Origin of the sequence: Rothia sp. ZJ1223, from assembly GCF_016900985.1 — a bacterium.
Lineage (GTDB): Bacteria > Actinomycetota > Actinomycetes > Actinomycetales > Micrococcaceae > Rothia.
Window position 1 is genome coordinate 64,883 of the sequence record NZ_JAFEUT010000002.1, and the last position, 16,693, is coordinate 81,575.

Genomic DNA, 16,693 nt, shown 5'->3' on the forward strand with positions numbered 1-16,693 from the left:
GGGGTAGGTTCTTTAAAGAACCTACCCCCTTTTCTCGTATGCACAGCCATTTTTTGTGGCTACGCTCCAGCGCTGTTGAGCAACTGGCGAATACGATCAACATTCTGGCTCACCACGCGTGATACGCCCTCGCGCATACTCACACCGTAGAGGGAGTTAGCTGCCTCCATAGAACGAGTTTTATGGGTAATCATCAATACCTGGGATTGTTCTGCCAAGTCATCTATAACCTCCAGCACCCTCCCCAAGTTACGGTCATCGAGGGTAGCTTCAACCTCATCCAGCACATAAAAAGGTGCCGGGCGCGCCTTGAACAGCGCCACTGCGAATGCCAGTGACGCAAGTGATCGCTCACCACCCGAAAGGAGGGAAAGTCGCTTGACCTTTTTGCCGGCTGGACGCGCGTGTACCTCTACCCCGGTGTTAAGGGCATCCGCGGGGTCTGTGAGCACCAGGGTTCCTTCGCCGCCTGGGAAAAGAGCTGAAAAGGCATCGGTGAAGGCGGCGCTGACATCCTTAAAGGCGCTCATAAAAGCATCGGTAATGTGGGTGTTCACATCTTTCATAATGGAACGCAAATCAGACCGCGACGCTTTCAAATCGCTCAGCTGGTCCGTAAGATAACGGTGGCGTTCACTCAGCGCCGTGTACTCTTCAAGTGCCAGCGGGTTAGTGACCCCCATCTTTTCAAGCTGGGAGTTGAGCTTTTCAAGATCGGTCGCTAGCTGCATTTCATCGTTTTCTACCGGAGAATCCTGCAAGAGCTGACTGATCTCAAGAGCAAGCGTCTCATAAACACGCCTCGCTAATTCGTCCAGAGCGGTTTCGAGCTTTGCCAAGCGGATTGAGCGTTGGTTTTTCTCGGTGTCATGTGCCTGCTGGTGGGCACGGGCAATGGTCAGCTGTGAGGTGATATCTTCACGCTGCACAGCAAGTTTTTCACTGCGAGCGCGAAGCTGTTCAAGATGATGGGTTTCGTGGGCGCGGGCTTTTTCGAGGACGCGGGTCATCACTTCAGTTTTCGCCAAGGTCTCTGCTGCTTGTGTCCTTAGCCGTTGGTTGCCCTGGTACTGGGCGAGCGCGTCCGCTAATTGTTGCTGGGCTGTGTGCAGGTTCTGGCGGGCATCGTCGCGGCGGGTAGCGCTGAGTTGGGCTGAGGTGCTGGTGGCATCGTATCTGGCGGAGGCGGCAGAGAGGGCTGCTGACGCGCGGGTTGCGCGGGTGCGAGCTGTCATTAGGGCGTGTTCTAAGTGCTCGATTTCAGCAGGTGATGAGTTGTTAGGCGCGTCGAGCTGGGCACGGGCGGCGGTCAGTTTTTCTTCAGCTGCCCTGTGCCTCTCGGTGGCTGTTTTGACCCGGTGGGTGTGGCGGGTGAGCTCTTGGTCCAGTGTTTCAAGACGCGCTTTAGCACCAGAGATGGCGCGTTCTGATTCGTGGACGCGGGTGGTAAGAACACCCACGGTATGTGCAGACTTTTTCTCGGCTTTTACCGCCTCTTGCTTGCGCGCTACCAGTTGTTTTTGCTTTTCTTCTGCGGCAGTGATTTTGTGCTGCAATTCTTCGTGCTGGGCACGCGCGGAAGAAAGAGCCGCTGAGAGTTCGGTGAGGCTGGTTGTTTGGTGGGTATAGAGCACTGACCAGCGGCTAATTCGTGTTCCTTCTGGTGTATAGGCGAGCGTGTGTGGGCGCTGTGTGACGAGTTCGAGTCCTTCTTCAACTGTTGCTACAGCGTAGGTGTGGGCTAAAGCTGCTTCGAGCATCGGTCGGACGCGCTGGTTGGCTGTCACCAGTTGAAGCAGGGGCTGAAACTCAGCAGGCGGAGGCGTTGAGTTATCAGCTGTAGATAGGTCGATGGGCAGGTACACCTGCGAGAGGTGTTCTTCATCAGGTTGAAGGCGTGTATCGGGAGCTAACCAGGCTTCGTCAGCGCCGTGAAGTGCTGCGGCGAGGGCTGGCTCCCATCCCGGTTCCACCGTGTATTCGGTGTACAGCTGTGAGTAGGATTCAGGCGCATTGGCTGCTTGGCTACGGGAACCAACGGTGCGTTGCAGGGTATTGATTTCTGCTGTGAGAGCAACATGGTGCTGATGGATGCGTGCCTGCTGGGCGGCGCAGTCAGTGACTTCTTCTGCTGCGCGCGTCCTGGCAATCCGCGCGTCTTCAGCTGCCTGTTGAGCTTCAGCTAGTTCTACCTTCAGTGCCCGGTGGGCTTCACGCTGCTGCGACAGGGTGTGATCGCCGTGCGTGATGAGTTCTTGCACATCAGATAACTCTCGCTGGCGCTCCTGAAGTTCATCGGCGGCGCGAACAGTGCGGGCGTGTGCAGCCGCAACCTGCTCTAAAGCACGCGAACGGGCGGCTGCCTCTTCTTTAGCCGCGGTGTGGGCGGTGTCCACACGCTGCTGGGCAGTTACCTGCTCTGTCTCGGCAAGAGCGGTGATGATGCGTGCGGTTTCCAAGCGTTCGCGGGCGTCATGGCTAGCCCATGACGCTTCAAGGTTCTCGCTAGTAGTCAGCGTGTAAAGAGCTGTAGCACGATTGACGGCGTGTTCGTAAGGCTCACTTTCAAAAGCACGCTGTTGGCTGCGTTCGTGAGCGAGTGCTTGGGTTGCTTGCACCTGGTGGTGAAGCCCCCGGTAGGTGTGTACTCGCGATTCAGTAGCGGTTATTTGCCGCTGGGTATCAACAATGTGCTGGGAAATCTCACTGTCTTGGCTCTGCAAGGACTCAATTGTTTTAGCCGCCGCCTCATGCTCCTGCCCCGATGCCGATAAGGCGGTGCGCGCGTTGAGTACCTGCTGTTGAAGATTCTGGGCTTGAACAGTCAGTAACTGCCGCTGAGTGGCGCGAATCTGCGCCTGCACTTCACCGGCTGCACGGGCTGCTTCTGCTTGCTCCCCCAAGGGTTCTAACTGGGTTTCAAGCTCACGGGTCAAGTCTTCAACGCGGGTGAGGTTCTCTCGCATCGAATCCAACCGGCGAGCGGTTTGATCTTGTCGGCGACGATAAACTGTAATGCCCGCTGCCTCTTCAATCAGGGTACGACGCTCATCGGGGCTGGCAGTCAGAAAGCGTTCCAGCTGCCCCTGCCCCACCACGGTATGCATGTGTTTACCGATGCCAGCGCGCGCCAAGAGTTCCTGAACATCCGCCAGCCGGACGGGCGAACCATTAATCTCGTATTCAGACCCGCCCGATCGAAACATCGTGCGACTGATTGTTACCTCGTCGGTGGGCAACTCCAAGCTAGCATCAGAATTATCGAGGGTTAGCACCACTTGGGCACGACCCAGCGCCGCTCTTTCACCAGAGCCGGCAAAAATAACGTCCTGCATGGTGCCGCCGCGCAACGATTTACTGCCCTGCTCGCCCATCACCCAGCTCAGCGCGTCCACTACATTCGACTTGCCCGATCCATTCGGACCCACCACAGCCGTCAGCCCACGGTCAAACTCAAAAGTAGTAGCCGAAGCAAAAGATTTAAAACCGCGAATGGTCACAGAACGCACATGCATACTAGCTCAGGCCTCTAACTTTCACGAGGAATCAGAATATTTGATGAGAACTGCAGAAGAAAACTGCCCCTTAACCGTACCGCAGGTGGCAGGCAATACTACCGCACAGACACCCCACCGAGACTTTCTGCAAGTGCGAGTACACAAAACGCCCTGTGATATTGCCCCGAGGGTGAAATCCGTACGCTGAGGGTCAAAGGGAACTAAACTAATAGCTACTTATGCATTTTTTTGATAAATGCACCCCGCCATCGTTTCTGCAGGTTTATCTACAGAAACCCCCAGCTCACGGTACGAAAGCGTAGCCCCTTGACTCAGAATTCCGATATCCGCCACTCGAATGCTTCGTTACTAGCAATTGCTCACGAGATTCCCACCGAGGTCGTTCCCTCTTCTTTCTTTGAAGACCAGCTCTCAGATACTTACAAGCGCTTGGGTCTGCCCAAAGGTCTTCTAGAGCGTTTGGCAGGCATCAAAGAACGACGTGCGTGGGCTGATGGTGTGCATTTTGAAGACGGCGCTGTGGCGGCTGCTGAAAAAGCTATCGCAGAGTCAGGTGTTACTAAAGATCAGATTGGTCTGATTATCAACGCTTCTGTTACCCGTGACAACCTCGAACCCGCTGTAGCTGTTGGTATTCACGACCGCCTCGATCTACCGCGCCATGCTCTAGATTTCGATATCACCAACGCTTGTCTTGGTTTTGTAAACGCAATGACCGTCGCCTCATCCATGATTGATGCCGGTTCTGTTAAGTACGCGCTGATTGTTGCTGCCGAAGATCCCTCGCCCTGGCACCGCACCGCCATGCGTATTCTGAGCAAGCCCGATACCACCCGCGATGACGTTTTGGCGCAGTTCGCCACCCTCACCCTGGGTTCTGGTGCCGCTGCTGCCGTTATCGGTCCCAGCAACGCGCATCCTGAAGGTCACAAGATTGTGGGCACCGTTTCACGCGCGGGCACCGAGCACCGCAACCTGTGCATCGGTGGCGAAGCTGACCAGGGCATGCAAACGGATGCAGCAGGTCTGCTCAAGCACGGTCTGCAGCTGGTTGCCGAAGCATGGCGCGAAGCTCAGAATGAAGGCTGGGACTGGTCAAACATGGATTCAATTGTGACCCACCAGGTCTCTAACGCCCACACTAACGCCATTATTGAGGCTGTCGACCTTGACCGAGAGAAGCTGCCGCTGACCTTCCCCACCTGGGGCAACGTGGCATCAGCAGCTCTGCCCATGACTCTCGCACAGCAGGCACCCACCTACTCAAAGGGTGACCGCATTCTTTGCCTGGGTGTAGGCTCCGGTCTGAACACCGCGCTCACCGAAATTATTTGGTAAGCTCCCCCCCCCCCATTTTTAGCTCAGAACGCTGCCCATTGCCTGCGCCCCAGGCATTGAAGGTCACGTTTGACGTTCCATTGATAGTTTGAAAGTAGTTGCTGATGGCACAGATTCCCTTTGATGCTTCATACTGGCCCGGAATAAACCCTCTCTGGTCAAAAACTCTCACCGTTGAATCAACCGCGCCCGTTGAGGCTGCTGGCACTTCACGCACCTGGCACTACCTCGATAACATTGATGCCCTAGAGGGTCGAGAGTATGTAGGCACGATTCTGTGCGTTCACGGTAACCCTACCTGGTCATATCTGTGGCGTAGCGTCATCGCCGCGGCAACCGACGCTGAGCGTCCCTGGCGCGTTATTGCCGTTGACCAGATTGATATGGGCTTTTCAGAACGCACAGGCTTGGTGCGTTCGCTTGAAGATCGTCTGGCTGATTTAGGAGACTTCACCGCCGCTGTTGGTCTTGATGATACTCAATTGCCGGTAGTTACCCTCGCCCACGACTGGGGCGGTCTCATCTCTTTGGGCTGGGTTTTGGCTCACCGTCATCTGGTGCGCGGTGTCATGCTCACCAACACCGGAGTCTTCCACGACTACCGCGAAAAACTGCCCGCTGCCCTGCGTCTAGCCTTGGCACCCAAGTTCCATCCCTTCGGTACCTCAAAGACCACCGCTTTCTTGGACGTCACGCTGGGTCTTACCCAGGGAGGATTACCCAAGGACGTACGCGCCACCTACCGTGCCCCCTACCGCACCGAATCCAGGCGCGCCGCCATCCAGCATTTCGTGGGTGATATTCCCTTTAATCCCGGCACCAAGTCACACCCCTTTATGGTGAAGATCGCTGAGGGTATTAAAACTCTGGACGTTCCTGCTTTCTTCCAATGGGGCACTAAGGACCCGGTCTTCCAGCGCAAGTACATGATGGATCTGATACGCCGTATGCCTCACGCCCAGGTACACCGCTACGAGAACGCATCTCACCTGGTGGCTGAGGACGAAGATATCGCCTCCCCCATCATGAGCTGGTTAACCCAGCACTTTGTCGATGAACAAACCCACCGCCAGGCGCACACCCAAGCACGCGCGTCCTTGCACGGTTCTGCCAACTACCTATCAATGCTCAGCGAGATTACCGCTCGCAGTAACGATTCCAGCCTTGCCGTGGTTGATATGGGAGGCGATGGTACTGAAGTGATTGCTCAAAAGAGCTGGGCGCAGTTGGCAGCAGAGGTAAACCGCCTAGCTGCCGGTCTGAGCCAGCTGGGTGTCAAGCGCGGAGACCGCATCAACCTCATGGTGCCTCCGGGTTCACGCCTCACTGCGATACTGTACGCTTGCCTCAAAATTGGTGCTGTCGTGGTCGTTGCAGACACCGGTTTGGGTGCCAAGGGTCTAACTCGTGCCCTCAAGGGCGCCCAACCCGATTTTATCGTCGGTATTAAAACTGCTCTTCTTGCAGCAAAAACTCTGGGCTGGCCCGGTGCTCGCATCAGTGCGGACGCCCTGCCTGCACCCGCTCTGAAGGCTCTTGGTGCCCTGGGTTCAATAGCAGATTTCGCGCCCGTTTCACTCTTCGAGGTAGAAGAAGCTGACCCCGATGCTGATGCTGCGGTGCTCTACACCTCCGGTTCGACAGGCCCGGCCAAGGGCGTTGTTTACACCCACCGTCAAATGGCTGGTATGCGCGATGCTATTAAAAACACCTACGGTCTAAAAGCTGGTACCGGTTTGGTTGCCGGGTTCGCGCCTTTTGCTCTGCTGGGCCCCGGTCTAGGATGCACCTCGGTCACCCCCAAGATGGATGTCACCAAGCCCAAGACCCTCTCGGCTTCGGCGCTGGCGTCCGCTGCCGCGGCCATTGATGCAACCGCCATTTTTGCCTCCCCTGCAGCTCTCGTAAATGTGGTGGCAACAGCCGATGAGCTGACCGCCGCCCAGCGTCAGGGACTCTCCTCGGTGAATCTGTTGCTCTCGGCAGGTGCGCCTATTCCGCTGCCGTTGCTGGAGAAAGTACAGCAGCTACTGCCCTCGGCTTCACTTCACACCCCCTACGGCATGACTGAGGCTCTGCCCATTACCGATGTCAGCTTTGAAACTATTTTGGCTGCCCACGATGACGGCGAGAACGAGCTGCACACTACTCCCATGGTTGGTGCCGGTAACGGCGTCTGCGTAGGTACTGCTGTCTACGGTGCCCAGGTTCGTCTCGCTCCCCTTAATGCGCACGGTGTGCCCGCAGCAGAGCTAACCGAGGAGCCGGGCATAACCGGTGAGATTGTGGTCAGCGCCCCGCACGTCAAAGACCGCTACGACACTCTCTGGGTGACGGAGGAAACTTCCATTCAGAACCCGGGCTGGCATCGCACTGGCGATGTGGGGCACTTCGATGCTGAGGGCCGTCTGTGGGTTGAGGGTCGTCTAGCCCACGTTATGGTTACCGGGCAGGGGGTACTCACCCCGGTAGCTGCTGAGCTTGCTGCTGAAACGGTGGCAGGTATCAAGCGTGCTGCTGTAGTGGCAGTGGGACCTTCGGGGACGGCAACTCCCGTGGCAGTGGTTGAGACGCACGAAAAGATGCCCGCAGGTCAGGCACCTTTTGATCTGACTCAGCAGGTGCGCTCGGCAGTAGCTGAGCATACCGGTGTTGATCTCGCAGCGGTTTTGGTCGTGGATGAACACCCCACCGATGTTCGCCACAATTCTAAGATTGATCGCCCCCTGTTGGCTCAGTGGGCAGATAAAATTCTCAGCGGCAAGAAAGCGAAGCTCGCATAATGTCTGTTATTTCTTTGCATTCACTCACCGAAGATTCTTTTGCTGACGCTCGTAGCGAGCGGGTACTCGTGACCGGCGCGTCCGGTATGCTCGGACGCGAGGTGGCTCTGAAGCTCTTGCGCGAGGGTTTTGAAGTGCGTGTTTTCCAGCGTTCGGACGCGGGCTTGGCTGCTTTGCTGCCTAAGTCGGTGCGCGAGCGTTTGAGCCAGGTGCGCGGTTCGGTTTCTGATTTTCATGCTGTTGATCAGGCAATGGCAGATGTTGATGGTGTTATTCACATCGCGGCGAAGGTTTCGGTTTCTGGTCAGTGGGATCAGTACCTGGAAGCCAATGTTATTGGTACCCGCACCCTTTTAGAGACCGCTAAAAACCACGGCGTTGAGAAGTTTGTGTACATTTCTTCACCGTCGGTGGCGCACGCAGGTTCTTCGCTGGTAGGTGAGGGTAACACTCCAGCTGACCCTGATCACGCCCGGGGTAATTATGCCCGTTCTAAGGCGTACGCCGAAAAACTGGCTCTAGAGGCTGATGCCGATGACTTCCGGGTCGGTGTTTTGCGTCCGCATCTGATCTGGGGCCCCGGTGATACCCAGCTGGTGGAGCGGTTAATTGAGCGCTCCGCCGCCGGTCGTTTGCCGTTACTTAGCGGTGGTACAGCCCTGATAGACACACTCTATATTGACAACGCGGTGGACGCTGTTCTTGCCGCCTACCAGCGTCTTGAGCATATTCACGGTCAGCCGTTGGTTGTCACCAATGGTCAGCCGCGCACTGTTGCTGAGATTCTGGCGGGTTTTACTCATGCGGCAGGTGTGCCTGCACCTCAGCGCTCGGTGCCCGCTAAGGCAGCCTATGCTGCCGGTTGGGTTATTGAGAAGGTCTGGGAGGTTAAGCCCGGCGAGGACGAGCCGCCCATGACCGCCTTCTTGGCTGAGCAGCTATCGACCGCCCACTGGTTTGACCAGCGCACCACCCGCGAACTTTTACAGTGGGATCCCGCTGTTTCTATTGAAGAGGGCTACGAGCGCCTGCGCAGCTTTTATCGAGGGCGCTACAGCGCATAAATCAAGTATTAAAGTGCAAGAGCACCGCCTCCATGGCGGTGGTGCTCCTGTTCTCTCTATAACTGGAGGGCACTATCGTGGTTGTCGCGGGGTGCGCTGACAGTGGGGGCAGCGGTAGGAGCTGCGGTTCATAAAAGGTTCTCGCACAATGATCGATGTTCGCCCAGATTCAAGGCAGCGGCTACAGGGCTTACCCGCCTGACCATAGGCGTTGAGCGACCGGTCAAAATAACCGGACTGACCGTTCACATTCACATAGAGAGCATCAAAAGAGGTGCCACCGGCGACCAATGCTGCCTGCATAACCTCGGTCACTGCGTCCAAAAGTTCACGAGTCTGCGCGGCGGTGAGCGTTTTAGCGGGCTTGTTATAGTGTAGCTTCGCCCGCCACAGCGCCTCATCAGCATAAATATTGCCCACCCCCGAAATCACCGATTGATCCAGCAGTAACCTTTTCACACCAGAAGAAGTACGCAGCATTCGAGAACGCACCTCAGCGTAAGAAAAATGAGAATCCAGCGGATCACGAGCAATATGAGCAACCGCCCGCGGAATCACCGGTAGCTGCTGCTCAGACCGCGACGCAGCAGGAATCAAGGTACCCTCCACGTCGGTAGTGGGTTCTAATTCATCAAGAAACATGCCACCGAAGATTCTCTGATCCACAAACCGAAGCTGCATCGCTGCCCCATCAGGTAACAGCACATCCAGAGTAATTTTCAGATGCTTATCGGGAGCAAAAGTTGAATCTTTAATGAGCAACTGACCGCTCATTCCCAGATGCACCACCAACCCGGGCAGGGCACGCGCGTCCCCCTGCGCTGATTCTGCCAAGAGCAGCCACAGGTACTTGCCACGGCGGGCAACATCCACAATGAAGGTTCCCTCCAACACGCGAACAAAATCAACAGAGCCACCGGTATGACGTCTCACAGAACGGGCATCGTGTACCGTCACAGACTCGATGCAGGCACCCAGCAGATGATGAGCGACCCCGGCACGCACCGTCTCAACTTCGGGTAATTCAGGCATGACAAACCCACCTATCTTTTCTCTTGATGATCGCTACCATAAGTTCTTCTTCAAGATACAACAAAAGCGCAGCAGGCTCTCTTTCTCAGAACCCGCCACGCTTCTGTTGGCTGGTGTCATTGCCTTGCAACTTTTAGGATTGGTTGATTCCAAAGCGCTGTTTGAGAATCTCAAAACCACGGTGGGCAGCTTCTCGCTCAGCTTCTTTTTTATTGCTGCTTTCACCGCCGCTAGCAACGATGTCTTCGCCAGCAACTACCAAAACCGCAGTATAACGACGCTCGTGGTCGGGGCCAACACCATCAACCCGGTAACTGGGCTCTCCCAGCCCCTGGTGAGCCACCAGCTCCTGAACAGATGTTTTCCAGTCGGCACCGGCACCCAAAACCTGCTCGTCCTCCAACAAATTGCCGGTCAAACGCAAGACTAAATCACGTGCCGCTTCACGTCCTTGGTGCATATACACAGCACCAAAAATCGCTTCGAGTGTATCAGCGAGAATAGAATCTTTATTCGCGCCGCCGCTTTGTTTCTCACCCTTGCCCAAAAGAATGTGCTCACCCAAACCGAGTGAACGGGCAATCTGCGCCAGAGTACGAGTAGACACCACAGCATGGTGACGCGATACCAACTCACGCTCAGGAACATCGGGCAGACGACGGTACAGCTCTTCAGCTACAGCCAGTGAAAGAACAGAGTCGCCCAAAAACTCCAGGCGCTCATTATGGGGCACACCGTTGTTCTCAAAAGAATATGAGCGGTGTGTCAGCGCAAGCACAAACGTCTCGGCGTCGATATCGACGCCGAGACGTTGCAAAAAAGCTCTATGTACAGAGTCAGTCATTGACGCTTAAGAATTAGGCGTCAGCGACCTTGCGGCCCTTGTACTCGTAGAACAGTGCGTTACCGGTTGAATCGGTAACAACCTTAGCCTGGTGAGGCAGGCTGTAGGTTACGCGACCGTTTTCGATGGTCTTTACCAGCTGAGGCACTGATGCCTTCCACTGTGAACGACGTGCGCGGGTGTTAGCACGGGACATTTTCCGCTTGGGAACAGCCACAGCTATCTCTTTTCTCTTAAATAACTTATAAGTTCTTAGTCTTCTCGTCGAACAACCCGGCTAGGGCGTTCCAACGAGAATCAAGCACCTCATGGTGATGCTCGGGGTCATCTTCGAGGCGTAATCCGCACTCAGAGCACAAGCCCAAGCAGTTTTCCCGACAAACGGGCTGGAACGGCAGCTGAAGAATCACTGCGTCCCGCAGTACAGGCTCAAGGTCGATTGAATCGTCCTCTACAGCGTACTGTTCATCAATTTCATCTTCGGGGCCACCAGCGGGTGCCTTCTCGAAGACAAAGAGCTCTTGAACATCGGCAGATACTTCATAGTCGATTGAATCAAGGCATCGGCTACACTCACCGTGTACATCCACGGTGGCAACACCGCTTACCAGAATACCATCTACAACGGATTCAAGGCGAACATCAAGATTGATGTCGCTGCCTTCTTCCGCCCCAATGAGAGCATTACCAAAATCTTTTGGCGCTGGAACTACTTCATCGAGCGTTTCCATAGCTCCCGGTCGATGACTCAGCTCTCGCACCGAGATCTCCAGGGGCGATGAATTTTTTCGTGAAATGACGAACTCCTGACGAATTTTAGAACCAACCTACAATTTTAGATGCAAATTGCAGGTAGTACAAGCATTCCACGTTAAACCTTATCAATCAATGCGGTGAACTGTGGGTTTAAGCTCACTGCGAGCGTATGGTGATTGTGATGTGAGCGGACGCGGCGGGGCTGATTTCAGAGTTGCCCGAAGGCTTTTTGCACCGAGCGTGGCACGAAAGCTGTTACGTCCCCCTTGTAGAAAGCGATCTCTTTAACAATGGTCGATGAAAGGTGAGTCCACTTGGGGTCACCCACCACAAAGGAGGTTTCAACCCCTGAGATATGGCGGTTCATAGATGCCATCGGTGCTTCGTACTCAAAATCCGCGACGTTGCGTAACCCCTTGACCATGAGACTTGAGCCCTTGGAACGCACAAAGTCAGCGAGAAGAACATCTGGTGGCAGCGCCTCCACTGTTACCCCATCAAGGTACTCAAAGGTATCGCGCACCATCTGAACCCTCTCGTCCAAAGAGAACCGGTAGTTCTTTTTAGAGTTGTGAGCAACCGCCACCAGCACAGAACCATAGGTTTTGGCGGCGCGGGTAATAATTTCAACGTGACCGTTGTGAATGGGGTCAAAAGAGCCGGGGCACACTACTAACTGCATAAAATAAGGGTACAGGGTTTTAGGTCTCGCGTGCGGTTGATAAGCACTCAATTACTGAGAGGCTTTACCTGCCAATAGAATATGATTCACCGGTTAGTTCCCTCTTAGCTATTTTTGCGCTAGAGGTCACACTGCATCAGGTAAACTACACACATACAATGTTTCGTGAGCGATGAATATCGCTGACGGTAGCTAGTACCTGCACCCAAGAACGAGGAGTGTCATCATGACCGAAGCACCCCATCCCCAGCAGAACCTCCCGGCGCTACTCACCGAAAATTCTCTCATCTTTCAGCAGACCAGCGGTTTTATGAGCAACGATTTCCAGTTGCTTTCTGCTAACGACCAGGTACTCGGTGAGTTCAAAACCCAGGGTGACTCAGTATCCCGCATGGTAATGGGCAGCCGCTATTTTGATCTTTTGGGTCCCGACGGTCTGGTCTACCTCAAGGTGAATGATGAGGTGACATTGGGGCGCGACCGCTTTGAGATATACAAAGGCAACGGTGAGCACCTAGCGTCCGTGGTGCAAAACTTCACCCTCTTCAAAACCAAAGTAACCGTTGAGATGGCGCAGAACCTCACCCTCACCTTAGAGGGCAACCCCCTTAGCTTTGATTTTGCGGTGATGGTCAATAACCACCGTGCCGCGCAAGTATCACGCGCATGGGCAGGGCTGGGTAAGGGACTGCTGGGTCGCAGTAAATACCAGCTTGAGCTCGATCCGCAGGCCCCGGCAGATGTGCGTCTAGCAATCTTCGGCACCGTGCTGGCGCTCGATCTCATCAGAGCTAAAGCCAAAAAGTAATTTAGCGAAAAAAGACCGGTGGGGTAGCTATCGTGGTATAGCTACCCCACCGGCTTTTCTCATGGTGTTCTTTCCACAGACTGAGATGATCGACCGATTACGCAGCAGGTTCTACGTACCAGAGGGTCGTTTCGCCATACTTTTTGGACGCGAAAACCTCCAACCCCGACGGAGGCAGGGGGTCATCGCTGCGAGTAGAGCGTTCCAACACCACAACAGCACCCGCTGCTAGATGAGGAGTGAGTAGCTCAAGAATCTCCGACAGCTCCTCGTTAGTCATCGCATACGGCGGATCACAGAAAACCAGATCAAAAGGCTCACTGAAATAGTGAGCCACAAAGGAACGCGCAGTCATCTTGTGTACGCGCCCACCTGCATCCGGCACAGCCTTCAACACCGCAGCAAGGTTCTTTTCACAGGTAGCCACCGCTTTCGGATACACATCAAGAACATCCGCATACGCCGCCCCTCGCGAGAGCGCCTCACACGCCAAAGCACCCGAACCACCAAAAACATCAAGCACGCGAGCGCCCTCAACAACACCGTAGCTCTCCAACCGAGAAAAAAGCGCCTCCTTCACCCGATCAGTCGTCGGACGCGTGTTATCCCCCGCCACACCCGCCAACCGCAACCCACCAGCAACACCAGCAACAATACGACTCATCAAACACTCCTCACGTCAAACAACAAGACAGCAATAATCTACAACACCCAGACCCCAAACCGCCCGCCCCTCAAAAGTGTCATCACTCTATAAGCGAGTAAGCACACTGCAAAAACTCAAACACCAAACACATCAACCCCACGCCCACACACACCACACAACAAGTGGCAGCTAACGCGGCTGAAAATTTATTTCCTCGCTCGAACGTAGTCATCAAACACGCGCATTAAATAAGTCAACCCAGCGCTGATTCTAGCCATTCTCAAAAGAGCTGCCCAGCGGTGGCTAACGCGGCTAACTTTTTCTTTCCGCTGGCGCATAGTAATCGAGCACTCATCACTAATAGGTCGTCCCAGCACCGGTTCTAGCCATTCTCGTGAGTCTTGACTAGCGGCGGCTAACGCGGCTGAAAATTTATTTCCTCGCTCGCTCGGAATTTTCAGCCGCGTCCTAAAAATGCCTCGGCATCATCATCCAAAGCACGCTCCAACGTCCGCACAATATCCGGATACCCCGCCAACGTCGGATCAACATCCACCAACCCCTGAGCATCCTCCCGAGCTTTCTCAATCAACGGCGCATCAGTCAAAGCACGCAAAAGTTTCAAAGTCGACTTCTTCCCCGACTGCGCCGCACCCAAAATATCACCCTCACGCCGCTGCTCCAGGTCAATCTTCGACAACTCAAAACCATCCGTCGACGCAGCCAACGCAGCAAGACGCTCACGCGAAACCCCATCCGCCGGCTGCTTAGTCACCAACAAACACGTACCCGCCAAAGAGCCACGCCCAATACGCCCGCGCAACTGATGCAACCCAGAAATACCAAAGCGGTCCGCATCCATAATCACCATCAATGTAGCATTCGGAACGTTCACACCCACCTCAATAACCGTGGTTGAAACAAGCACATCAACCTCACCGGCACCGAACCTGCGCATCACATCAGACTTCACCGCCGTATCCATACGACCGTGCAAGCCCTCAATACGTACACCGCATAAAGCAGGAACAGTCGAAAGCTCATCAAGCATCGACGCCACAGAAGTGAGCGGCTCACGTAATTTCTCCTGCGCATCCGCCCCTAAAAGAGTCTGCCCCGTCCCATCACTGCCCATCTCATCAGCCGTACCAGCACCGATCTTGGGAACCACAATGTAAACTTGGTGACCAGCATCAACTTCTTCGCGGGCACGCTGCCACAGACGCTCTCGCCAGGTAGGTTTCTCAGCAAGAGGAACCACGTGGGTAGTAATTTTCTGGCGTCCGGCAGGTAGCTGATCGAGCACCGAGGTATCAAGGTCACCAAAAACTGTCATCGCCACAGTACGTGGGATAGGGGTAGCTGTCATGACCAGCCGGTGCGGGAGTGCCCCGTCAGCACCGCGCAGAGCGTCGCGCTGCTCCACACCAAACCGGTGTTGCTCATCAACCACAACCATGCCCAAATCAGCGAACTGAACCGCATCGGCTAAGAGGGCATGGGTGCCAATCACAATGTGAGCCTGCCCCGATGCCATTTCCAGCAGGGTCTGTTTCTTGATTTTGGCGGGCATAGACGCCTTAAGCAGTACTACACGCACCCCAGCGGTGCCCGGCTTACTGGTAGCAAGCTGTCCCAAAATATCGAGAATCGAATAGTAGTGCTGTTCAGCCAGTACTTCGGTGGGCGCTAGCATGGCAGCTTGACCGCCGTTATCTGCTACCTGCAACATGGCACGCAAGGCAACCACTGTTTTTCCCGAGCCTACATCTCCCTGCAGCAACCTGTTCATGGGTATTTCAGACGCTAAATCAGAGGCAATCTGCGACCCTACTTTCTGCTGACCTACAGTCAGTTCATAGGGCAATAGCTCCAGCAGTTTCTGAGCATACCCTTGTTCGAGAGCGGGTCGGGCAACAGTCTGGTGGGCTTTGCGGGCAGCACGGGTGCGTGCCAGGGCAATTTGCAGAATAAATGCTTCGCGGTACCGCAAAGAGTAGTGGGCTGACCGCCACGTCTCTTCAGTATCTGGAGTGTGAAGGGCACGGTAGGTCCATGCAAGCGAGGGGATCTTGCGGGCACGGCGAATAGAGGCGGGCACGGGGTCTTCTAGCTCGCGCAGGGGCGCTTTATCGAGTACTTGCTCGATGGCTGCAGCAATGCGGTCGGTAGGTAGTTTTGCCGGTGCTTTGTAGACGGGTATGGGAGCTGTTGCCCGGTGTTTGGCGCGTTCGATGGCTTCTGCGGACGCGCGTTCGGGTACTTCGTCGCCAGTGAGTACGGCGAAGTGAGGGTTGGTGAGGGTGAGTTCACCTCGATAGGTGCCGACCTTGCCTGAGAACATGACGTGATCGCCGCGGTGGATTTCTCGTGCTGCCGTCCAGGCGTTGAAGAAACTGAGGGTCATCTGTGATTGGTTGCGGGTGAAGTTGCCTGTGCCCCAGTGCCCTAGTGGTGCGTGAGTCGGTGGAAAGTCAAAGAAAGCGTCATTGGGGACCCCGTAGGTGTCGGAGTAGCCAGAGGCGCTACCTGTCACCCGTGGGTTGGTTGCACCGCCACCAGGGGTAAAGGTGGAGCGTCCGCCCTGCACGCCAAATCCACCGGTGGATGCGGTCGTATCATCATCGGTGAGTTGGTCGGTGATAACGATTTCGGTGATGGATCCACGACGCGATTGCATAGAGCGGGTGCTGACGCTGAGCACTTTAGCGAGCAAGGTGACGTCTTGACCTTCGATGAGTTGCGCGAAACTGGTGAGTTCCCCGCGGGGTAGGTATTTGCGCGGGTAGTATTCGAGCAGCTCCCCCACTGTCTTGCAGCCTATGTGGGTAGAGATGCTTTTGGCAGTGGTGTGATGTAAATAGGTGGTGAGTGGCTCATTTTCTAGGCGTTTTTCGCTGCTGTACTGCGCTTTGATTTTTTGTACCTGCTGTCGGGTGTTATCGCTGGCAGGTGTGCGGGGTGAGGTTTTCTGTGAGCGGGTTTTCTTGACCGGCGCTTTTTTCTCAGGTGTTGAGGCGGAGGTAGCCGGTGCGGTTTGCTGGGTGCCGTCCGTGGTTTTCGCTGTGCGCGGGGTACGCGCTGTTGCTGTTCGCTTTTTCTGCGAAGAAGCAGCTTTGCCCTTGTCAGGACGCTTGGCGCGGGCAGGACGTGAGGAGGCTGGACCTTCGGGGTCGGGAATCGTGAAGAGCGCCTCGGTATCGGGTGCATCCAGCATGGCTA

General features: G+C 55.3%; 12 protein-coding genes. 4 read left to right on the plus strand and 8 right to left on the minus strand.

What is annotated here, in order from left to right:
* Positions 1-59: 59 nt before the first annotated feature.
* Positions 60-3,515 carry a chromosome segregation protein SMC gene (gene smc, locus JTP09_RS02680; protein ID WP_204876760.1) on the minus strand — a complete coding sequence of 1,152 codons (3,456 nt, stop codon included), beginning with the start codon at positions 3,513-3,515 and terminating at the stop codon, positions 60-62.
* Between the two features lie 309 nt (positions 3,516-3,824).
* Here smc and JTP09_RS02685 point away from each other — a divergent pair, with 309 nt between their 5' ends.
* From JTP09_RS02685 to JTP09_RS02695, 3 genes are all read left to right on the plus strand, one after another.
* A complete protein-coding gene (locus tag JTP09_RS02685; RefSeq protein ID WP_204876761.1) occupies positions 3,825-4,856 on the plus strand; it encodes a 3-oxoacyl-ACP synthase III in 1,032 nt (343 codons plus the stop codon).
* A gap of 104 nt (positions 4,857-4,960) precedes the next feature.
* A complete protein-coding gene (locus JTP09_RS02690) occupies positions 4,961-7,639 on the plus strand; it encodes an alpha/beta fold hydrolase (protein WP_204876765.1) in 2,679 nt (892 codons plus the stop codon).
* Positions 7,639-8,703, plus strand: a complete 1,065-nt coding sequence (locus tag JTP09_RS02695) for an NAD(P)-dependent oxidoreductase (protein ID WP_204876767.1) — start codon at positions 7,639-7,641, stop codon at positions 8,701-8,703. Before JTP09_RS02690 ends, JTP09_RS02695 begins: the two co-directional genes overlap by 1 nt.
* A 72-nt stretch (positions 8,704-8,775) precedes the next feature.
* On the opposite strand, the gene mutM is transcribed toward JTP09_RS02695, so the two are convergent.
* From mutM to coaD, 5 genes are all read right to left on the minus strand, one after another.
* Complete coding sequence (mutM, locus tag JTP09_RS02700) at positions 8,776-9,735, minus strand: bifunctional DNA-formamidopyrimidine glycosylase/DNA-(apurinic or apyrimidinic site) lyase (RefSeq protein WP_204876769.1); 960 nt, start codon at positions 9,733-9,735, stop codon at positions 8,776-8,778.
* Between the two features lie 133 nt (positions 9,736-9,868).
* Positions 9,869-10,579, minus strand: a complete 711-nt coding sequence (rnc, locus tag JTP09_RS02705) for a ribonuclease III (RefSeq protein WP_204876771.1) — start codon at positions 10,577-10,579, stop codon at positions 9,869-9,871.
* Between the two features lie 13 nt (positions 10,580-10,592).
* Positions 10,593-10,796 carry a 50S ribosomal protein L32 gene (gene rpmF, locus JTP09_RS02710; RefSeq protein WP_204876773.1) on the minus strand — a complete coding sequence of 68 codons (204 nt, stop codon included), beginning with the start codon at positions 10,794-10,796 and terminating at the stop codon, positions 10,593-10,595.
* Between the two features lie 25 nt (positions 10,797-10,821).
* Positions 10,822-11,310 (minus strand): DUF177 domain-containing protein, encoded by a 489-nt coding sequence (locus tag JTP09_RS02715; RefSeq protein WP_204876775.1) that lies wholly within the window; start codon positions 11,308-11,310, stop codon positions 10,822-10,824.
* 233 nt (positions 11,311-11,543) lie between these two features.
* The gene (coaD, locus tag JTP09_RS02720; RefSeq protein ID WP_370592476.1) at positions 11,544-12,005 is read right to left on the minus strand and encodes a pantetheine-phosphate adenylyltransferase; all 462 of its coding nucleotides are present in this window, start codon (positions 12,003-12,005) and stop codon (positions 11,544-11,546) included.
* 238 nt (positions 12,006-12,243) lie between these two features.
* On the opposite strand from coaD, the gene JTP09_RS02725 reads away from it, so the two are divergent.
* Positions 12,244-12,825 carry an LURP-one-related/scramblase family protein gene (locus JTP09_RS02725; RefSeq protein ID WP_204876779.1) on the plus strand — a complete coding sequence of 194 codons (582 nt, stop codon included), beginning with the start codon at positions 12,244-12,246 and terminating at the stop codon, positions 12,823-12,825.
* A 97-nt stretch (positions 12,826-12,922) separates the two neighbouring features.
* Here JTP09_RS02725 and rsmD read toward each other — a convergent pair whose 3' ends face one another.
* Positions 12,923-13,489, minus strand: a complete 567-nt coding sequence (rsmD, locus tag JTP09_RS02730) for a 16S rRNA (guanine(966)-N(2))-methyltransferase RsmD (protein ID WP_204876781.1) — start codon at positions 13,487-13,489, stop codon at positions 12,923-12,925.
* Between the two features lie 439 nt (positions 13,490-13,928).
* On the minus strand, positions 13,929-16,688 hold the full coding sequence (locus JTP09_RS02735; protein WP_204876783.1) for a DEAD/DEAH box helicase: 2,760 nt from the start codon (positions 16,686-16,688) through the stop codon (positions 13,929-13,931).
* Positions 16,689-16,693 lie beyond the last annotated feature (5 nt).

Excerpts from the sequence above, each read along its gene's own strand:
- smc (WP_204876760.1), bottom strand. The coding sequence starts at position 3,515 with ATGCATGTGCGTTCTGTGACCATTCGCGGTTTTAAATCTTTTGCTTCG.
- JTP09_RS02690 (WP_204876765.1), top strand. The coding sequence starts at position 4,961 with ATGGCACAGATTCCCTTTGATGCTTCATACTGGCCCGGAATAAACCCT.
- JTP09_RS02695 (WP_204876767.1), top strand. The coding sequence starts at position 7,639 with ATGTCTGTTATTTCTTTGCATTCACTCACCGAAGATTCTTTTGCTGAC.
- mutM (WP_204876769.1), bottom strand. The coding sequence starts at position 9,735 with ATGCCTGAATTACCCGAAGTTGAGACGGTGCGTGCCGGGGTCGCTCAT.
- rnc (WP_204876771.1), bottom strand. The coding sequence starts at position 10,579 with ATGACTGACTCTGTACATAGAGCTTTTTTGCAACGTCTCGGCGTCGAT.
- JTP09_RS02715 (WP_204876775.1), bottom strand. The coding sequence starts at position 11,310 with ATGGAAACGCTCGATGAAGTAGTTCCAGCGCCAAAAGATTTTGGTAAT.
- JTP09_RS02725 (WP_204876779.1), top strand. The coding sequence starts at position 12,244 with ATGACCGAAGCACCCCATCCCCAGCAGAACCTCCCGGCGCTACTCACC.
- rsmD (WP_204876781.1), bottom strand. The coding sequence starts at position 13,489 with ATGAGTCGTATTGTTGCTGGTGTTGCTGGTGGGTTGCGGTTGGCGGGT.
- JTP09_RS02735 (WP_204876783.1), bottom strand. The coding sequence starts at position 16,688 with ATGCTGGATGCACCCGATACCGAGGCGCTCTTCACGATTCCCGACCCC.